Raw genomic sequence first — 18,844 nt, 5'->3', positions numbered from 1 at the left:
GATATAAGGTTTATCGCGAGTTCCGCACGAGCCGAAGGCCACGTAATGTGGCCTTCGTGCGAGCAGGACTGCCCGAGCAGGAAACCTTATGCCCCGCCCCTCCGGCGCCACACGGGAGCTGCGCACAAGTTATCCCCCCGGCATTCAGAAAATCTAAGTGCCAAAAAATAAGATTTTTTGACTCTGTGTTGTATAACCCGCCATTCGTGGGTACCATTCAACGCGTACGCAAACAAATGGGGTTAATTCGCGTGGCATAACCACGCGGCCCAAAAAGGAGGAGACAAGCATGTCGTCTTTGAAACCGCTTGCAGATCGTGTTCTGGTCAAGCCCGACGAGGCCGAGCAGAAGACCGCTTCTGGTCTGTATATCGCCAGCAACGCTCAGGAGAAGCCGCAGCGCGGCACCGTCGTTGCCGTTGGCGCTGGCAAGGTCAACGACAAGGGTGAGCGCATCCCCATGGACGTCAAGGAAGGCGACGTTGTCATCTACGGCAAGTTCGGTGGCAACGAGGTCAAGGTCGACGGCGAGAAGTATCTGCTGATGCGCGCCGACGACATCTACGCCGTCGTCGAGGCCTAGTCTCATCAGGCTCTCTGATTCGTCTTTGAACGCGGTCGCCGCATAGGACTCGGAAGCGGCGACGTGAGTCACATTTCTTTTGGAGGATTACCTACCATGGCAAAGAACATTACGTTCAATACCGATGCCCGCGCTAAGCTCGCCAAGGGCGTCAACACTCTGGCCGATGCCGTTACCGTCACCATGGGCCCCAAGGGTCGCTATGTCGCCCTGCAGCGCACGTTCGGTGCCCCGACCATCACCAACGACGGCGTTTCCGTCGCCAAGGAGATCGAGCTCGAGGACAACATCGAGAACATGGGTGCCCAGCTGGTGAAGGAGGTCGCCACCAAGACCAACGACACCGTGGGTGACGGCACCACCACCGCAACCCTGCTCGCTCAGGCCATCGTTAACGACGGCCTGCGCAACGTCGCCGCTGGCGCCAACCCGCTGGCCATCCGTCGCGGCATCGACAAGGCCGTCAACGCCGCCGTCGCCGAGATGAAGAAGCAGGCCAAGCCGGTCGAGACCAAGGAGCAGATTGCTTCCGTCGGTACCATCTCCGCCGGTGACCCCGAGGTCGGCGAGAAGATCGCCGAGGCCATGGAAGTCGTGGGCAAGGACGGCGTCATCACCGTCGAGGATTCCCAGACGTTCGACATCACCATCGACACCGTCGAGGGCATGCAGTTCGATAAGGGCTACGTCTCCGCTTACTTCGTCACGGACAACGACCGCATGGAGGCCGTGATGAAGGATCCGTACATCCTCATCACCGACCAGAAGATCTCCAGCGTCCAGGACATCATGCCTGTTCTCGAGGCTGTCCAGCGCGCTGGCCGTGGCCTGCTCATCATCGCTGAGGACATCGACGGCGAGGCTCTGCCCACCCTCGTCCTCAACAAGATCCGCGGCGCCCTCAACGTCTGCGCCGTCAAGGCTCCGGGCTACGGCGATCGCCGCAAGCGCATTCTCGAGGACATCGCCGTCCTCACCGGTGGTCAGGCTGCTCTGGACGAGTTGGGCGTGAAGGTCGCTGACATCACCGCCGATATGCTCGGTACCGCTAAGTCCGTCACCATCTCCAAGGACAACACCGTCATCGTCGGCGGCGCTGGCTCCAAGGAGGCCATCGACGCCCGTATTGCTCAGATCAAGGGCGAGATGGAGAACACCACCTCTGACTTCGACCGCGAGAAGCTCCAGGAGCGCCTGGCCAAGCTCTCCGGTGGCGTTGCCGTCATCAAAGTCGGCGCTGCCACCGAGTCCGAGCTCAAGGAGATCAAGCACCGCGTCGAGGACGCCCTGCAGGCAACCCGCGCTGCTGTCGAGGAGGGCATTGTCGCTGGCGGCGGCGTCGCCTTCATGGACGCTGTGCCTGCGCTCGATGCAGTCGAGATCGACGACCCCGAGGAGAAGATCGGCGTCGACATCGTCAAGAAGGCTCTGACCGCTCCGGTCGCAACCATTGCCAAGAACGCTGGCTTTGAGGGCGCTGTCGTGGTCGACAAGGTCGCCGAGCTGCCCGCTGGCCAGGGTCTCAACTCTGCCAGCGGCGAGTGGGGCGACATGATCGAGATGGGCGTCCTCGACCCCGTCAAGGTCAGCCGCGTCACCCTGCAGAACGCTGCTTCTGTCGCCAGCCTGATCCTCATCACCGAGGCCACGGTTTCCGATGTGCCCAAGAACACTCAGCTTGAGGATGCTATCGCTGCTGCTACCGCTGGTCAGCAGGGCGGCGGTATGTACTAAGGCCGACAAGGTCTAGAACTCCCACCGGGAATCCGGGGGCGTGACGGGGCTTCTCTCCGGAACGTCCTCGGACATGCAAAGAGGCTCCGCATCGCGCTTCGCGCTGCGGAGCCTCTTTGCGTCCTGCGGAATGTTCCGGAGAGAAGCCCCGTCACGCCCCCGGATTCCCTACGTTTACGGCCTTGAGGTCGGCTCGCGGAGAAGGACATGGTTGATGGGGGTACGTGTCCCTTTCGCTGTTTCGCGGCTTTGCCGCGAAAGGCGCGTTACTTTGGGGAGGGTGGGGAACGTGGTTGTTGCGGCAACTGATCCCCACCATAAATTACCCTTGACATACTTGCGCGAATACCTGCTCGTGCTACACTTCCAATTGCTGTTTCAGGGCGGGGTGAAATTCCCCACTGGCGGTAAATCGGACGGTGCCAGAGGGGCGCCGTGGCGCAGGGGAGGTACCTGCGTCCGAGCCGATGAGTCCGCGACCCGTGCGTGCGTTGGTTCGCATGTCGGCTGAACTGGTGAGATCCCAGTACCAACGGTTAGAGTCCGGATGAAAGAGGCAGGTGATCTTATGTCTGAACAGTCGCAGCATATCCATTTTGAGAACACGAATAGGTGGAGCACCAAACAGCTCGTTACCATGGCGCTGATGTGCGCCTTGGGCGCCCTGTTTATGTACGTGCAGCTGCCCATCCTTCCTTCGGCGCCGTTTTTGACCTACGACCCGTCGCTGGTGCCGGCGATGGTGTGCGGGTTTGCGTATGGTCCCGGCGCCGGTACTGCTGTTGCCGCTATGGCTATCGTTATTCACGCGCTCACCACGGGTGACTGGGTCGGCGCGCTTATGAACCTGGTTGCCACGCTGGGCTACATTCTGCCCGCGGCTATCGTCTACCAGAAGATGCATACCTATAAGGGTGCCGTGATTGGCCTGGTGTTCGGCGTCATTGCCGCTACGGCGCTGTCTATGGTCGCAAACCTTACCATTGGCGTATGGTTCTGGTATGGCTCGGTCGATGCGATCGCTCCGCTCATGGTTCCTGCCGTGCTGCCGTTCAACCTTATCAAGACCGTGCTCAACTCGGTGCTCACGCTTGCAGTGTACAAGGCGGTCTCCAACCTCATCACGCCTAAAAAGAACCAGGTCAAAGGCCGCGCATGATTGATTGTCGAGGCGTTTCCTTTAGCTATGACGGTGTCACGCCGGCGCTCGACGGTATCGATCTGAACATCGAGGATGGCGAGTTTTTCTGCATCCTCGGCGGCAATGGGTCGGGCAAGTCGACGTTTGCCAAGCATCTGAATGCGCTGCTGCAGCCCGATGCAGGAACGGTGCGTATCAACGGCATGGATGCATCCGATCCCGAGTTGGTCTACGACATTCGTTCGACCGCGGGCATGGTGTTCCAGAATCCCGATAATCAGCTGGTGGCAACGCTTGTCGAAGATGACGTTGCGTTTGGTCCCGAAAACTTTGGCGTGCCATCGGCGCAAATTGCGCAGCGCGTACGCGAGGCGCTGAAGGGTGTGGGCCTGGTGGGCTTTGAGCGCCACGAGACCCATGTACTTTCGGGCGGCCAAAAGCAGCGCGTGGCGCTTGCCGGCGTGCTCGCCATGGAACCGCGCGTACTCATATTGGACGAGGCTTCCTCGATGCTCGATCCGCGTGGACGTAAGGGCCTCATGAAGGTTTGCCGCGCGTTGCGCGATCGCGGCATGACCATCGTGATGATTACGCACGTTATGGAAGAGGCCGCCGAGGCCGATCGTGTCGCGGTGTTTCGGGCGGGGCGCGTTGCCATGCTCGGTGCGCCCGAGGAAATCTTGACGCGGGCGGACGAACTTGCCCAGCTCAACCTGGATATGCCGGCGTCGTGCTGTCTAGGTAGGGCACTCCGCGAGAAGGGCGTACCCGTTTGCGCGCAGGTGCGTGAGTCGGATATGGTCGCCGAGATTGCACAGGTTTATGCTGAGCGGAGCGGGGCGGACGTCGCTGGGCGGCCCTCTGCATCCGATTCTCGTGTGCTTGACCATGCATCCTCTGCGGCCGGTGGGATGGTCGCGTCGGAACCCGTCATCGAGATTTCGCACCTCTCGCATAGTTACTCGCTGAGCGCCCACGAGCGCCGTCGATGGCGCAAGCGCTCGACCACTGTGGGCGCATCGGGCAAACAGGCTCTTTGGGGCAACGATCCAAACAGCCCCTGGGCGCTACGTGATGTTTCGCTGACGGTGTGTCGCGGCGAGTTTCTGGGCCTGGCGGGTCATACCGGCTCGGGTAAATCAACGCTGGTTCAGCATCTCAACGGGCTGATTCGTCCACAGGAGGGGAGCGTTTGCGCACTGGGGCTCGACCTATCAAGCAAGAAAGGCGCCGCCGCGGTTAAGGCCAAGGTCGGCGTGGTGTTTCAGTATCCTGAGCGCCAGCTATTTGCCGAGACCGTGGCGCAGGACGTGGCGTTTGGCCCGCGCAACCTTGGCCTGCCGCAAGACGAGGTTGTTCGCCGTGTCGCAACATCGCTTGCGCGCGTGGGCCTCGACCTTGCCGCGATAGGCGACAAGAGCCCCTTTGAGCTTTCGGGCGGTCAGCGGCGCCGCGTGGCGTTTGCCGGCGTGCTCGCCATGGAGCCCGAGGTCCTGGTGCTCGACGAGCCCATGGCGGGGCTCGATCCGGCTGCGCGCAGGGATTTCCTGGAGCTCATCGATCGGCTCCATCGTGAGGGCCTGACCGTTGTCATGGTTTCGCACAGCATGGATGACCTGGCAAATTGTTGTGACCGTATCGTTGTGATGAACGAGGGCGCGGTGTTTGCCGATGGAACGCCCGCACAGGTTTTTGCGCACGCGAACGAGCTCAAATCGATCGGTTTGGGCGTTCCCGCTGCGCAGCGCATGGCATTGTCGCTCGTGCAAGCCGGTGTGCCGCTCCGCTGCGACAAGCTTTATACGGTTGAGTCGCTGGCCGACGAGTTGGCCGGCATGCTGCTAGGCTGCGCGGACGGACCTTTGAGGGCGTCGAGTCAGGCTGGTTCCAAGATGGCCACGCAAGAGGAGGGCTGCTAATGGAGGCATTCTCATTTGGCAGCTACTATCCGGGGGAAAGCGCAGTGCATCGCCTGGATCCGCGCACTAAGTTGCTCCTAGGTTTCGCATTTCTGATCACTGCGCTCACCGTCGGCAGCTTCCGCGGGCTGGTTCCGATCGCAATTTTTGTCGTGCTGGTCTATGTCGCGGCCCGGGTTCCGTTGCGTCGGGTCCTATCGTCGATGGCACCACTGCTGGCGATTGTCGTGGTGGTCGCGGTGCTCAACCTGTTTTCCGATCAGAGTGGCCGCATCCTGTGGCAGTTTGGCTTTTTGCAGGTGAGCGAGGGCTCGCTGCGTTCTGCGACGTTTATGGCGTGTCGCCTGACGATGATGATGGCCGGCATGAGCGCCATTACGCTCACCACGCCGACGCTCGACCTCACCGCGGGTTTTGAGCGCCTGCTCGCACCATTCGCGCGCGTGGGGCTTCCGGCGCACGAGCTCGGCATGATTATGGGTATCGCACTGCGGTTTATGCCACAATTTGCCACCGAGATGAAACAGACGGCCGATGCACAGGCAAGCCGTGGCGCGCGCGTGACGGGCGGTCCGCTCGGTGGCGTGCGCATGCTCGGCAGTGTGGCGATTCCGCTGTTTACTGGCGTGTTCCGTCATGCCGAGACGCTTTCGGCCGCCATGGATGCGCGCTGCTATCACGGCGAGCGGGGACGCACGCGTCTGCATGCGCTTACGTTTGGCCGCGGGGATGCACTGGCCGCGGTGGCGATGGCGCTGCTGGTGGCATGCGTTGTCGTTATCAATCTTCAGCTCGTCTAAGCTCGATTCGAGCGCAAGAAAGGGGTCTCTATGACCGACATCGATCGCACGGCTCAGCTCGAGCGCGTCTGCTCGTATCTCAGGCGCATTCCGGCGTGGTATCTTGCCACGACCGATGCAAACGACGGGTATCAGCCCCGCGTGAGGCCGTTTTCGTTTGCCATGGTCGATAACGACAAGCTGTGGTTTTGCACGTCGCGCGACAAGGACGTGTGGGCGGAGTTGAGCAAGAATCCCAAGTTTGAGGTATCGGGCTGGAAGCCGGGGGAGTGCTGGATCGTGTTAACTGGCGAGGCCGCACTCGAGGACGATGCATTCGTGAGTGACAAGGTGCGCCAGACGGGCTTTAAGCACATGGTGGGCATTGGCGAGCAACACGATAGTGCCAACGATGGTCGCCTTGCGTTCTTCTCGGTCCGCAACATCGCCGCGCGGTTCTGCGATATCGACGGCAGCGAAGAGCTCCTCGAGCTTTAATTTCCCAAATTAGCTGCCATTCCAAAAGACTGGTCAGATGACAGGAGGAAACGTGAACGGATTGAATACGGTGCTGGAGTATCTGACGTCGGTGCCGGCGTGGTACCTAGCGACGAGCGTGGACGGGCAGCCGCATGTGCGTCCGTTCTCGTTTACGCAGATTCAGGACGGCAAGCTGTGGTTTGTAACGGCGCGCACCAAAGATGTGTGGCAAGAGCTGCTGCAAAACCAGCGCTTTGAGGCCACGAGTTGGTGGCCGGGCCATGGTTGGTTGATCCTGCGCGGACGTGCGGGTCTGGACGACCGGGCTTCGGATGAAATGCGTGAGGCCGGGTGGAAGCATCTTGAGCGCTTGAGCGAGCACTATGAGGGGCCTAACGATCCCACGCTCGTCTTCTTTAGCGTCGAGGACCCCGAGGCTTTTATCTGCAATCACGACGAATGGGTTCCGGTCGAGCTCTAGGCTGCTCTGGGCGACCCTTAAGTTTGGTATTCCGTATAAGGTGGGCTCCGCATTGGCCAGCAGTATGATGCGCTGCGGCTAATGCAGAGCTCGCTTTTTTGTCAATTCCTTCAAGCGAATGTGTCGGGTATGTTTCAATGCATGAAGACACAAATTATTTGCGTAAATATGCATTCTTGGGTGCTAAAGTTTCAACCTACCTCATAACGACGGCTGCGGAATGCGCAATGACGCATAAGACCGCAGACAAGGAGTCCGATATGTCTTTAAAGGTTGGAATCGTCGGCGCGGCTGGATATGCCGGCGCCGAGCTTATTCGCCTCGTGCTCGGCCATCCCGAGTTTGAACTTGTTGCCATTACGTCCAACGCCGATGCCGGCCAGCTGCTGTCCGCGGTGTATCCGAGCTTTGCTGGCGTGAGCGATCTGGTTTTCACCACGCATGACGCCCCTGAACTCAAGAGCTGCGATGCGGTTTTTCTCGCCGTGCCGCACACGGCTGCCATGGCACAGGTGCCCGCTCTGCTTGCATCGGGTGTCTCTTGCTTTGATCTTTCGGCCGATTACCGTCTGAGCGACGCGTCCGTCTTTGAGACATGGTATGCCGCCGAGCACACGAGCCCCGAGTTGCTCAAGACACGTGCCTTCGGTCTGCCCGAGTTGTTCTGCCAGGACTTAGAGACCGCTGCATCCGACCACGCCGACGGCAAGCCCGTACTGGTCGCCTGCGCCGGTTGCTATCCCACCGCAACGAGTCTTGCTGCCGCGCCTGCCGTGCGTGCGGGCTGGGTGGCCCAGAGCGGCCCCGTAGTCGTCGACGCCATCAGTGGCGTGACGGGTGCCGGTAAGTCGTGCAACACCCGCACCCATTTTTGCAGCGCGGACGAGAATCTGGAGGCCTATGGCGTAGGAAAACATCGCCATACGCCAGAAATCGAGCAAATTCTGGGCCTTACCGATCGCGTCGTCTTTACTCCGCACCTGGCACCGCTCAAGCGCGGCCTGCTCTCTACGGTGACGCTGCCGCTCGCAACGCAGGCTCTCGAAGCGCTGACTCTTGAGGATGCCGTCGACCATTACAAGAAGTTCTACGCCGGTCGTACCTTTGTGCGCGTGCTCGATGCCGGCCAGCAACCCAAGACGGCTTCGGTTGTCGGTACCAATGCCGCCCAGATCGGCCTTGCACTCAACAAGCGTGCGGGCGTGCTGGTGGCGACGGGCGCCATCGACAATTTGTGCAAGGGCGCTGCGGGCCAGGCGGTCCAGTGCGCCAACATCGTCTTTGGTTTTGACGAGCGACGAGGCTTGCCCACAGTGGCGTGCCCGGTGTAGCACATTCGATTATTAACGATTTGGTAGTCGGGTATCGAGTTTGGCGCCACTTTTAAGCTGGTCTCATGATTGTGGCTGGCATGGCGCACCAACCGATGCCCATTTTTTGTTTGACATAAGGAGTCGTAAAGACGATGAATGCTGAGCAGTTCGATATCAAGATTCGTGCCGTAGAGGGCGGCGTAACGGCGGCAGCCGGCTTTAAGGCGGCGGGCATCCATGCCGGATTCCGCAAGAATCCCGAGCGCCTGGATTACGCGCTCGTTGTGCCCGATAAACCCTGTCCCGGGGCCGGCGTGTTTACGACTAACCGCTTTTGTGCGGCGCCCGTGCAGGTGAGCCGTGCCAACCTGGGCGGTACGGACAAGGGCTATGGCATCATCGCCGGTGTTTCAATCAACTCCGGCAACGCGAACGCCGCCACGGGCGAGACCGGCCTTGCCTGTGCGCGCGAGACGTGCAATATCGCCTCGCAGGTCATTGGCTGTGAACCCCAACAGATTTTAGTTGCCTCCACGGGCGTGATCGGACAGATTCTGCCGATCGACACGTTTGAGACGGCAATTCCGTCCGCCTACGAGGCACTCTCTGCCCATGGCGGCGCCGATGCAGCCCGTGCCATCATGACGACCGATACGCATTCCAAGGAGTATGCCGTTCGCTACAGCAGCGAGGCCGCGGGGCACGCAGGCAATACCTATACGGTGGGCGGCATGTGCAAGGGATCGGGCATGATCATGCCCAATATGGCCACCATGATCGCGGTCATTACTACCGATGCCCCCGTCGAGTCGGCGGCGCTCCACACCCTACTGCTCTCGACCGTTAAACAGACCTTTAATAAAGTGACGGTCGATTCCGATACCTCGACCAACGACACCTGTATCATGCTGGCTTCTGCCGCTGCCGCCGCGGATGCCGAGGCCATCGTCGAGGGCACTGACGCCTTTGACGAGCTGGCCTTTGCCGTGCACGAGGTGTGCGAGAGCCTGGCGCGTAACATCGCGGCCGATGGCGAGGGTGCGTCAAAGCTCGTGACGGTTAACGTCACCGGCGCCGCCAACGACGAGGAAGCCGATATCGCCGCCCGTGCCGTCGCCAACTCGCCGCTCGTCAAGACCTGCATCGCTGGCCACGACTGCAATTGGGGTCGCGTTGCCATGGCGCTCGGCAAGTGCGGCGTAAAGTTTAATCAGGAAGACGTTTCCATCGACATGATGGGCATGCCCGTCTGCCGCGATGGCCTGACTGTTCCTTTTGACGAGGACGAGGCCCTGCGACGTTTTGAGGCGCCCGAGATCGTGATTTCGGCCGACCTGGGCGCAGGCGACGCGGCAACGACCGTGTGGACCTGTGACCTCACGCACGAGTACATCTCAATCAATGGTGACTACCGCTCCTAGACTCCAGGCACGCTGTGCATCTCGCCGCGATTGCGGGCAGCGGAGCACAGCGCGATAACGATACGAAAGACGAGGCAGATTATGAAATTCGCACGCGATTGTCGTTCGAGCGAATCCAACGAAGCAACTGCGCAGCTGCTGTTCGAAGCGCTGCCGTGGATTAAAAACCTGACCGGCAAGACGGTCGTTATCAAGTATGGCGGGGCCGCCATGGTAGACGAGCAACTGCGTCGCGACGTGATGAGCGACATCGTTTTGCTCAAGATTATCGGCATGCGCCCCGTCATCGTGCATGGCGGCGGTAAAGCCATCAACGAGGCGCTGAGCCATTACGATATGCCCGTCGAGTTTAAGAACGGCCAGCGCGTGACCACGCCGGCGACCATGGATATCGTGCGCGAGGTGCTGGGCGGCAAGGTTAACCAAGAGCTGGTGGCGGCAATCAACCACCACGGTAACTTGGCCGTGGGCGTATCGGGCAGCGACGCCGGCACGCTCATCGCCGAGCCGCTCGACCCCGAGCTCGGACGCGTGGGCAAAGTGACGCATGTCAACACCGACTACATCGAGAACTTGCTCGATAGCGAGTATATTCCCGTCATCGCTACCGTCGCGGCGGGGGAGGACGGTGGCTTCTTCAATATCAACGCCGACACCGCCGCCGGTGCCGTTGCGGCGGCGCTCCACGCGCACAAGGCGATCTTTTTGACCGACGTCGACGGCCTGTACAAGGACTTTAGCGATAAAGACTCGCTCATCTCCAACCTAACGCTCGACGAGGTTAATGAGATGCTCTACGGTGGCGAGGTCGATAAGGGCATGATTCCCAAACTGCGCGCAGCCGTCGATGCGCTTGTCGGCGGCGTATTTCGCGCTCACATCATTAACGGTACCACGCCGCATTCGCTGCTCCTGGAGCTGCTGACCGATGCCGGCGTCGGCACCGTGATCCACTCTACCGAGACGGCCTACGAATTTGATACGCACCCGCACCCGCTTTCGACCTTTGCGGCGCGCCTGACCGAGAACCTCGACGAGGTCGAGAAGCTCCAGACGGTCTAGCTGGTTAGAAATCGTCACACCGTTACACCCACAGTCCGCGCCACCTGGCGCTTAACGAAAGGCATCTCATGTCACTTGCAGCTCAACAATCGCTCGAATCCCACTACGTTATGCAAACCTTTGGCCGCTCGCCGGTCGAGTTTGTCGAGGGCCACGGCATGAAGCTCACCGGCGACGACGGTCGCGAATATCTCGACTTTCTTGCAGGTATTGGCGTATGCAGCCTAGGCCACGGCAACCCGGCGGTGCTCTCGGCGCTCGAGGCCCAGGCCAAGAAGCTCCTTCATGTCTCCAACTACTTCTACATTGAGCAGCGCGGCCAGGTCGCGGCGTTGCTGTCCAAGCTCGCCAACGACGATGCGGACGGTGCGCGCGTGCTTGCCGACGCGATTGCCGCTGGCGACGAGACCACGGCGGCGGCGCTTGGCGCTCCGGCTGCGGGCGAGCAGGTGTGGGAGACGTTCTTTGCCAATTCCGGTGCCGAGGCCAACGAGGGCTCTATGAAGCTCGCGCGTCTGTATGCCCAACGTGCCGGCAACGGTGGCAACACCATCGTGTGTATGCGCGGCGGATTTCATGGTCGTACGCTCGAGACCATTGCCGCGACCATGCAGGATTGGCTGCAGGACAGTTTCCGCCCGCTGCCGGGTGGCTTTGTGGCATGCACACCCAACGATGTAGATGAACTGCGTGCAATTTTTAAGCAGCTGGGAAGCGAGATTTGCGCTGTGATGCTCGAGCCGATCCAGGGCGAAAGCGGTGTGCATCCCATGACCGAGGAGTTTATGGCGGCGGCGCGCGACTTGGCACACGAGGTGGGTGCCGTGCTTATCGCCGATGAGGTCCAGTGTGGTATTTTCCGCTCCGGCAAGCCGTTCGCGTTCCAGACTTATGGTGTGGAGCCCGATATCATGAGTCTTGCCAAGGGCATCGCCGACGGCGTGCCCATGGGTGCCGTGGTGGCAAAGAAGGAAATCGCTGACATCTTTAAGCCCGGCGACCATGGTTCGACCTTCGGCGGCAGCTGCTTGGCCATCGCGGCGTGTGCCGCGACGCTCTCCGCGCTTGTGCGCGGTGACTACGCAGACCATGCCGCCAAGGTGGGTGCCTATATGGAGGCAAGGCTCGCCAAGCTGCCGCATGTTACCGAGGTGCGTGGTCGCGGCCTAATGCTCGGCTGCGATTTGGACGATGCTGCGGGTGATGCGCACGACGTTGTGGCTCGCGCGTTGGTGGCTGGTGCCGTGATTAACGCTACAGGTGCACATACACTGCGCTTCTTGCCGCCGCTCGTGTGCGAGGAAGCCGATGTGGACAGCCTAATCGAGATCCTGGCGGGTGTTTTAGCTTAGCGTCATCAGGCATAGAGCAATTTGAAGCGGGTTCCAGACCGTCACGTGCCGTTTGGCGCACGATTGGGCGAACTGGAGCCCGTTTTGCTATCGATTTACCATGGCTGGGATAGGCCGTGTGCAAATGCTCATGTACGGTAAAGTATCACAAGAAAATTATGTCGAATTGACAGCCGCCTCCGCTATACCGAATAAGGAAATAAAGAGTCCTCAAATTTTGCGCTACTAAATGAAGACGAGCGGAAGTAATCTCCCGCTCGTCAGTAAACTTAACTATGCCATATCAATCCCGCTTCTTTCCCGCCACCGGCACTAAGAACAGCGCGGGCAACAGCAGGAAAGCGGTACAGACCAGCCCCCAGGGTATGGACACCTGCTGGGCTACCAGCCCCACAATAGGCCCGCCGATGATCTGCCCGAAAGAGTCCAGCTGTCCGCTGGTGGAAAAGACTGTGGCGCGCATTTTCTCATCCACATGGTCGTTCATCCAGGCGGCCAGCACAGGCTCCTTGATGGTGCGCATAAGCCCCGCCAGCAGGAACACCAACAACATGAACCAAAAGCTCCGCCCCACCGCGAAGAGAACCAGGCACAGGATATACCCGGCACTGGTGGACATGACCACACTGGTTCGGCTGACAGTCCCTTTTTTCTCCATGCGGGCGATGAGCAACTGAGAAGCCAGAATACTTAAGCCGTTGCCGATAAGACTGATAACACCGAACCAAGTGACGCTGTTCAGCGGCCCGATAACGGGTATTACCGTGTCATCCAGAAAATGAGCGGTGGAGAGCCGGTCAAAGCCTTCACTGGCAAGTCCCCCGCATAGTGTGATTGCTAAGAGCGCCAGCAACACAGGTGCGCCTTTCACAAAGCCCAGGTTGAGCTTGAACAGGCAGACAAAGTCTTTAAGCAAGCCCTGCCGTTCCTCAATAGCAGGGGAGAAGTTGGTTTCTGGCATGATGCGAACCATCACCAGCCCCAACAACAAGCACAAACTGCCCCCCAAGATGACAGGCATTTGCAGGTTTATGTTTCCCAGCAGTGTGCCCAGCACCACGCCCAGAACGCCGCCGATTTGCCCCATTTGACTGCCCCGCAGGAACACCTTGTCTATGGGTTTGTCCTCTTCCTCCGAGGCAATCCACGCCTCCAGAGCGCCGGTGATGAAGGTATCACCGCAACCCCAGACAACCTGGGCCAGCAGAACCGGCGCGAACCACGGTAGCGCACCCTCCATCAGAAAGCCCAGGCCGTAGAGGAACATTCCAATCAGCACCGAGCGCCGACCGCTTCGCGTTTCCTCAGCTCCGCACCCTTGCGGGTTCGAATCCCTCTGCACTGGGCCCAAAAGGGAAAGGCCCCCATCGCTGGGAGCCTTTTCAATCAAGTGGTGGGCGATGAGGGATTCGAACCCCCAGCCTTGTGCGTGTAAAGCACCTGCGCTAACCGTTGCGCCAATCGCCCGCGGGAATTGAGTATAGCGGAAACCCTGCGGGGTTCACCGCTAATTCATAACGAAATCTAAGCGGAGACTTCGGTGCCCTTGTTCTCGTCGATAAAGAAGCGCTTGTACCAAATGAGGAACGTCAGCGTGGTATAGATCTTGCGCTGGTTGAGCGCGCGGCCCTCAAAGTGATCGTCGAGCAGCTTCATGAGCGCATCGGTGTCAAAGAAATCGGCAGCCCACGGTGCGGTGAAGTACTCCTTGACGTAGTCGTAGTATTTCTGCTCGCGCAGCCAGAACTTAACTGGCACCGGGAAGCCAACCTTCTTGCGCGTTGCCCACTCATCGGGCAGCGTGCGATTGGCGGCGTGGCGCAGGACAAGCTTGCAGCCCTTTTCGTTGACACGGTAGTTGGCGGGAATATGCTCGGCGAACTCCATGACCTTTTTGTCCAGGAACGGAACGCGGAGCTCCAGGGAGTGCGCCATGCACATCTTGTCTGCCTTGAGCAGGATGTCGCCCGGAAGCCACATGTTCATATCCAGGTATTGTTTCTTAGAGAGCTCGCAGCAGTTGGGGACCTGCTTGTAGTACTCTGCGCACATTTCGGAGGCGTTCTTGCCGGTGTCGTAAGCTGGCTTGAGAACCTCGTCAACCTCGGACGGGTCGAACACCTTTGCCTGGCCCACGTACCAGCGCTCGGGGACCTCGGCGCACTTGGTCAGGAAGTTGTGACCCTTAAAGTAGGGGAGATGCTGAACGAGCGAGCCCAGGGCACGGCGCACGCCGAGCGGCACGCGTTTCTTGAAGGATCGCATCTCGGGGGTGTCCTCGTACCACTCGTACCCGGCAAACAGCTCGTCGGCGCCCTCGCCCGAAAGGACGACGGTAACTTCCTCGGCGGCCATCTGTGCCAGATAGTACAGCGGTACGCTGGAGAGGTTCGATTGCGGCTCGTCCATGTGGTACTGGATATCGGGTAGTGCGTCGAAGAACTCGTCGGCGGTGATCATCTTGCGCACGTTCTTAATGCCAAGCTTGTCGGAAAGCTCGGCGGCGTAGTTAGTCTCGTTGAAGTTCTTGTAGTCAAAGCCGACGGAATACGTGGTGTCGGGCATGAGGCAGGCGGCAATGTAGCTGGAGTCGACGCCGCCGGAGAGGAACGAGCCAACTTTAACATCGGCGATGCGGTGCGCGGCAACGCTCTCGTGCACGACCTTGTCGCACTCGTCCACGTACTCCTCGAAGCTCTTGGAGTTGTCATCGGTAAAGTCGCAGCTCCAGTAGCGCTTGATGTCCATAGTGTTGGTCGTAAGGTCGTACGTAAAGCAATGCGCGGGGGCAAGCTTGAACACGCCCTTAAAGAACGTCTCCTCCGTGGCAGGGAACTGTAGCGTGAGGTAGGGACGCAGCGCGTCGCGGTTGACAGCCTTCTCAAACTTGGGGTGGTCCAGGAAGCTTTTGATCTCGGAGCCAAACAGCAGCGAGCCGTCGGAGGCCCGGTAGTAATAGAACGGCTTGATGCCAAAGATGTCACGGGCGCCGAAGAGCTTGTTCCTGTTCTGGTCGTGAATCACGAACGCATACATGCCGCGCAGGCGGTTGACCAGGTCCTCGCCCCACTCCTCGTAGCCGTGCACCAGGACCTCGGTGTCGGCGTTGCAGTGGAAGACGTAGCCGGCAGCCTCGAGCTCGGCGCGAAGCTCCTGGAAATTGTAGATCTCGCCGTTGAAGACGATGGTGACCTTGCCGTCATCGCTCGACATGGGCTGAGCGCCAGCCTCGGAAAGGTCGAGAATCGAAAGACGGCGGAAGCCGAGGGCGACGTCATCGACGATGTGCTGGCCACCCATATCCGGCCCGCGATGGATGATGCGATTCATCATGGCCGTGAGAACCAGCTCACTCTGTTCATCTGTACCGGTAAAACCGACAAAACCGCACATGCAAGATCCTTTCTGCTGACGGCTTAGGTGCGCTGCCGCAAGGTTTGCAGCAGTCGATATCAATCAATCCTTACTATCATGCCAATCTTTTGCTTCGTGATGGGGCATAAGCGCCGAGGGGACCGAAAAACCACGGCCCGCACGTTGGGCGAAGCGGCGGGCCGCGACTACGACGATTGCTGTGTGCGAGAGCGCGAGAGGGGCTGGCGCTTGCCGCGCTTGGCAAGGCGGTGCCCTACCTTGGTGACGACGTGGATGAGCGGAATCGTCACAACCAGATAGTAGGGTGCGGCGCAAATGTAGGGTGTGATGTTGCCCGTGGTGGTCGTGAGGTTTTTGGAGAACAGCGTGAGTTCCATGACGCCGACGCTCGAAAACAGCGACGTGTCCTTGTAGAGCATGACAAACTCACTGGTCATCCCCGCATCGCGCGCATTTGTAGGGCGGGGGTTTTGTTATTTCGAATTAACCGTGCGCTGGTCCTTGCAAGTTTTTAGGGTGCTGAGACACTCGCAAGGTCAGGTGGCATATTAGGATGGTTGATAATACAGGGGCGCGACCGGATTCATCTGGGACGGTTTTTGCTCTTTTAAGGTTAGGTTTAGCGAGAAAGGTCGTTATATGTCGGGTACGACGAAGGAGAAGCTGGCTTTGATGCGCTATGTGGAGCTGCTCGAGGCCGAGGCCCTTGTTGTTTCCAAGCCGGATACTCTTTGCGACCAGCGCATCGAGTTTGCGACCGACGACTCGCGCCAGGTACGTCCGGGCACATTGTTTGTCTGCAAGGGCCGTGCGTTCAAGCCCGAGTATCTGGTCTCGGCGATTGCCGAAGGCGCCGTGGCGTACGTGTCCGAGGTCGATTACGACGTCGATATTCCCGCTGTGATCGTCAACGATATCCGCCGTACGCTCGCTGTGGTGGCGGACGCCTATTACGGTCATCCCTCGGGCAAGGTGAAGGTCTGCGCTTTTACGGGCACCAAGGGCAAGTCGACCTGCAGCTTTTATCTGCGTGGCATTCTTGCCAACGAGGCTAAGCTCACGGGCCGTCATCGACCAGCCCTTAACACGGGTATCGAGTTCGATGACGGTATCGAGGCCGGTCCTTCTAAGCTAACGACCCCCGAGTCCTTCCTTTTGCAGTCGCGTATCGCACATGCCGCCGAGGCGGGCGCTCCGTGGCTGGTCATGGAGGCGTCGAGCCAGGGCCTCAAATACGAGCGTACGGGCAAGATTGACTTTGAAGTGGGCGCCTTTACCAATATCGGTGAGGACCATATCTCGCCGATCGAGCACCCCACGCTCGAGGATTATTTTGCCAGCAAGCTCAAGATTTTTTCGCAGAGCCGCTTTGCCGTGGTCAACCTCGATATGGACCACGTCGAACGCGTGCTCGAGGCGGCGTCCCGCTGCGAGCGCACGGTGACGTTCTCGCTGACCGATGGACGCGCCGACGTGCGTGCGTTGGCCATTCGCAACGGCGATTGCGGCGTGATCGCCACGGTCCGCACGCCGCGCTTTACGCGTGACATCGTGATCCCCACGCCCGTCAAGTTCAACGTGTCCAATGCGCTTGCCGCTATTGCCTGCGCCGAGGCCCTCGGCATTTCCGAAGAGGGCATCGTCCATGGCTTTGAGGGCGTCTTTGTTCCCGGTCGCATGGAGCTCTATCCGTCTGCATCGGGCAAGATTTTGGGCGTCGTTGACTATGCGCACAACGGCATGAGCCTCGAGACGCTTTTGCGCGACCTGCGCGAGAACTATCCCGAGCGCGAGCTGGCGGTTGTCTTTGGTGCAACGGGAGGCAAGGGTGTCGATCGCCGTACTACGATGGGTATCGCTGCCGGCAAGTACGCCGATCGCATCGTGATTACCGAGGATGACCCGGGCCCCGAGGACGTCGAGGACATCTGCGCCGAGATTGCGCGCAATGTCCAGGCGCAGGGAAACGATAGCTGGCAGATCGTGTGCGACCGTGCCGCCGCTATCGAGACGGCGGTGCGCGAGACCGACCGCCCCGCTGTGGTTATCGTGACCGGCAAGGGCGAGGAGGAGTGCATGCTGCGCAAGAACGGACCCGAGCCCTGCGAGCGTGATGGCTCGGTTCTCAAGCGCATCCTTGCGGCGTACGACGCCTAAGCGCTGCTGCCTTTAGGATGGCGTTTGCGGATTCTCGACGCCCGATGATGCAGTGTCTCTCAAGCGTGTTCACCTTAGGGAAAACGCGGTACCAAGATTAAGCCTTTTCTACGTAATAAATGGAGTGACCATGTCCCACAACACCCTGCCGACCGTTGCCGAGCTTTCGGGCGAGATGCGCGAGCGCCTTGCCAAGGTCAAGTACGTCTTCACCGATCTGGACGCCACGATGCTCGCGCCCGGCTCGTGCGTGCTGCGCGACAACGACGGCAATCCCTCGACCAAGCTCGTCGAGGCCGTCGTGGCGCTTGCCCGCGCTGGCATCCAGGTAATTCCCACCTCGGGTCGCAACCGCACCATGATCCACGAAGATGCCCGCGTGCTCGGCCTCAACTCCTACATTGGCGAGATGGGTGGCCTGGTCATGTACGACCTCAAGGCCAACGACTGGGAGTATCTGACCGGCGACATGCCTTACGACCCCGCCTGCGGCCTTACGCCGCACCAGGTGATTGAGCAGACCGGCGTGTGCGAGAAGATTCTCGCTCGCTGGCCGCACAAGATCGAGTACCACAACGACATGTCGACTGGCTATAAGTACCGCGAGGTCACCGTCGGCATGCGCGGCGATATTCCCGATGACGAGGCGCAGGCCATCCTCGACGAGGCCGGCTGCGGTCTGGTCTGGGCCTGCAACGGCCACTTGACTCATCTGTCCAAGCCGACGACCCTCGAGCTCGATCGCGTCGAGGACGGTCGTGCCTTTAACATCAATCCGTCGGGTCTCGACAAGGGCGTGGCGGTCGCGCGTTTCTGCGAGCATCTGGGCATCGAGCGCGACGAGACGCTGGCACTCGGCGATTCCGAGTCTGATTTCTACATGGCCGACCACGTGGGCACGTTCTGCCTGGTCGAGAACGGTCTGACCAGCGCCGGCGCGTCCGAGTTTCTTGCGTCCTGCGATAACGCCTTTGTCACGCGCGGCAGGATCGTTGACGGCTGGGCGGCGACGGCGGAGCTGCTCGTCGCGGCCCGTTCATAGCGCAG

Annotated in this window: 15 protein-coding genes, 1 tRNA gene, 1 pseudogene and 1 riboswitch; of the genes and pseudogenes, 13 read left to right on the top strand and 4 right to left on the bottom strand. The window is 60.0% G+C overall.

The window, feature by feature from the left end:
• The first annotated feature begins 289 nt into the window (after positions 1 to 289).
• The 11 genes from groES to ACTQ1E_RS01955 all read left to right on the top strand — a co-directional run bounded on the left by groES (position 290) and on the right by ACTQ1E_RS01955 (position 12,265).
• Entirely contained in the window at positions 290 to 583 is a 294-nt protein-coding gene (groES, locus tag ACTQ1E_RS02005; RefSeq protein WP_427718293.1) for a co-chaperone GroES, read from the top strand.
• A gap of 96 nt (positions 584 to 679) precedes the next feature.
• A complete protein-coding gene (gene groL, locus ACTQ1E_RS02000; protein WP_154514811.1) occupies positions 680 to 2,317 on the top strand; it encodes a chaperonin GroEL in 1,638 nt (545 codons plus the stop codon).
• Positions 2,318 to 2,687: 370 nt separating this feature from the next.
• Positions 2,688 to 2,880: riboswitch (FMN riboswitch) on the top strand.
• Positions 2,881 to 2,885: 5 nt separating this feature from the next.
• On the top strand, positions 2,886 to 3,476 hold the full coding sequence (locus tag ACTQ1E_RS01995; RefSeq protein WP_229770605.1) for an ECF transporter S component: 591 nt from the start codon (positions 2,886 to 2,888) through the stop codon (positions 3,474 to 3,476).
• Positions 3,473 to 5,377, top strand: a complete 1,905-nt coding sequence (locus ACTQ1E_RS01990) for an energy-coupling factor transporter ATPase (protein ID WP_441564476.1) — start codon at positions 3,473 to 3,475, stop codon at positions 5,375 to 5,377. Before ACTQ1E_RS01995 ends, ACTQ1E_RS01990 begins: the two co-directional genes overlap by 4 nt.
• A complete protein-coding gene (locus tag ACTQ1E_RS01985) occupies positions 5,377 to 6,177 on the top strand; it encodes an energy-coupling factor transporter transmembrane component T family protein (protein ID WP_154514805.1) in 801 nt (266 codons plus the stop codon). The genes ACTQ1E_RS01990 and ACTQ1E_RS01985 overlap by 1 nt, the downstream gene beginning before the upstream one ends.
• 30 nt (positions 6,178 to 6,207) lie before the next feature.
• Positions 6,208 to 6,654 (top strand): pyridoxamine 5'-phosphate oxidase family protein, encoded by a 447-nt coding sequence (locus ACTQ1E_RS01980; RefSeq protein ID WP_441564475.1) that lies wholly within the window; start codon positions 6,208 to 6,210, stop codon positions 6,652 to 6,654.
• A gap of 52 nt (positions 6,655 to 6,706) precedes the next feature.
• Positions 6,707 to 7,117 carry a pyridoxamine 5'-phosphate oxidase family protein gene (locus tag ACTQ1E_RS01975; protein ID WP_441564474.1) on the top strand — a complete coding sequence of 137 codons (411 nt, stop codon included), beginning with the start codon at positions 6,707 to 6,709 and terminating at the stop codon, positions 7,115 to 7,117.
• Positions 7,118 to 7,377: 260 nt separating this feature from the next.
• Positions 7,378 to 8,448, top strand: coding sequence for an N-acetyl-gamma-glutamyl-phosphate reductase (gene argC, locus ACTQ1E_RS01970; RefSeq protein ID WP_427795080.1), 1,071 nt, complete (start codon positions 7,378 to 7,380; stop codon positions 8,446 to 8,448).
• Between the two features lie 134 nt (positions 8,449 to 8,582).
• Complete coding sequence (gene argJ / locus ACTQ1E_RS01965) at positions 8,583 to 9,851, top strand: bifunctional glutamate N-acetyltransferase/amino-acid acetyltransferase ArgJ (protein ID WP_441564473.1); 1,269 nt, start codon at positions 8,583 to 8,585, stop codon at positions 9,849 to 9,851.
• An 81-nt stretch (positions 9,852 to 9,932) separates the two neighbouring features.
• The gene (argB, locus tag ACTQ1E_RS01960; RefSeq protein ID WP_427718310.1) at positions 9,933 to 10,913 is read left to right on the top strand and encodes an acetylglutamate kinase; all 981 of its coding nucleotides are present in this window, start codon (positions 9,933 to 9,935) and stop codon (positions 10,911 to 10,913) included.
• 68 nt (positions 10,914 to 10,981) lie between these two features.
• Complete coding sequence (locus ACTQ1E_RS01955; protein WP_441564472.1) at positions 10,982 to 12,265, top strand: aminotransferase class III-fold pyridoxal phosphate-dependent enzyme; 1,284 nt, start codon at positions 10,982 to 10,984, stop codon at positions 12,263 to 12,265.
• Positions 12,266 to 12,548: 283 nt separating this feature from the next.
• Here the strand turns inward: ACTQ1E_RS01955 and ACTQ1E_RS01950 are convergent.
• The 4 genes and pseudogenes from ACTQ1E_RS01950 to ACTQ1E_RS01935 form a co-directional block, all read right to left on the bottom strand.
• Positions 12,549 to 13,559: pseudogene (locus tag ACTQ1E_RS01950) on the bottom strand (MFS transporter); the annotation flags it as partial.
• A 97-nt stretch (positions 13,560 to 13,656) separates the two neighbouring features.
• Positions 13,657 to 13,732 (bottom strand) — tRNA-Val (locus tag ACTQ1E_RS01945).
• 57 nt (positions 13,733 to 13,789) lie between these two features.
• Entirely contained in the window at positions 13,790 to 15,658 is a 1,869-nt protein-coding gene (gene asnB, locus ACTQ1E_RS01940) for an asparagine synthase (glutamine-hydrolyzing) (protein ID WP_427718316.1), read from the bottom strand.
• Between the two features lie 167 nt (positions 15,659 to 15,825).
• Positions 15,826 to 16,077, bottom strand: coding sequence for a hypothetical protein (locus ACTQ1E_RS01935; RefSeq protein WP_441564471.1), 252 nt, complete (start codon positions 16,075 to 16,077; stop codon positions 15,826 to 15,828).
• 202 nt (positions 16,078 to 16,279) lie between these two features.
• Between ACTQ1E_RS01935 and ACTQ1E_RS01930 the strand changes: the two genes are divergently transcribed.
• Together ACTQ1E_RS01930 and ACTQ1E_RS01925 are read left to right on the top strand one after the other, a co-directional pair.
• The gene (locus tag ACTQ1E_RS01930; protein ID WP_441564470.1) at positions 16,280 to 17,797 is read left to right on the top strand and encodes a Mur ligase family protein; all 1,518 of its coding nucleotides are present in this window, start codon (positions 16,280 to 16,282) and stop codon (positions 17,795 to 17,797) included.
• 130 nt (positions 17,798 to 17,927) lie between these two features.
• Complete coding sequence (locus ACTQ1E_RS01925) at positions 17,928 to 18,839, top strand: HAD family hydrolase (RefSeq protein ID WP_427793596.1); 912 nt, start codon at positions 17,928 to 17,930, stop codon at positions 18,837 to 18,839.
• The last annotated feature ends 5 nt before the right edge of the window (positions 18,840 to 18,844 follow it).

The sequence above is a fragment of the Collinsella sp. LCP21S3_C7 genome, from assembly GCF_052118485.1.
Taxonomy (GTDB): Bacteria; Actinomycetota; Coriobacteriia; order Coriobacteriales; family Coriobacteriaceae; genus Collinsella.
Note: the sequence above shows the minus strand (reverse complement) of the source record. Positions and strands in the feature narration are given on the sequence as shown.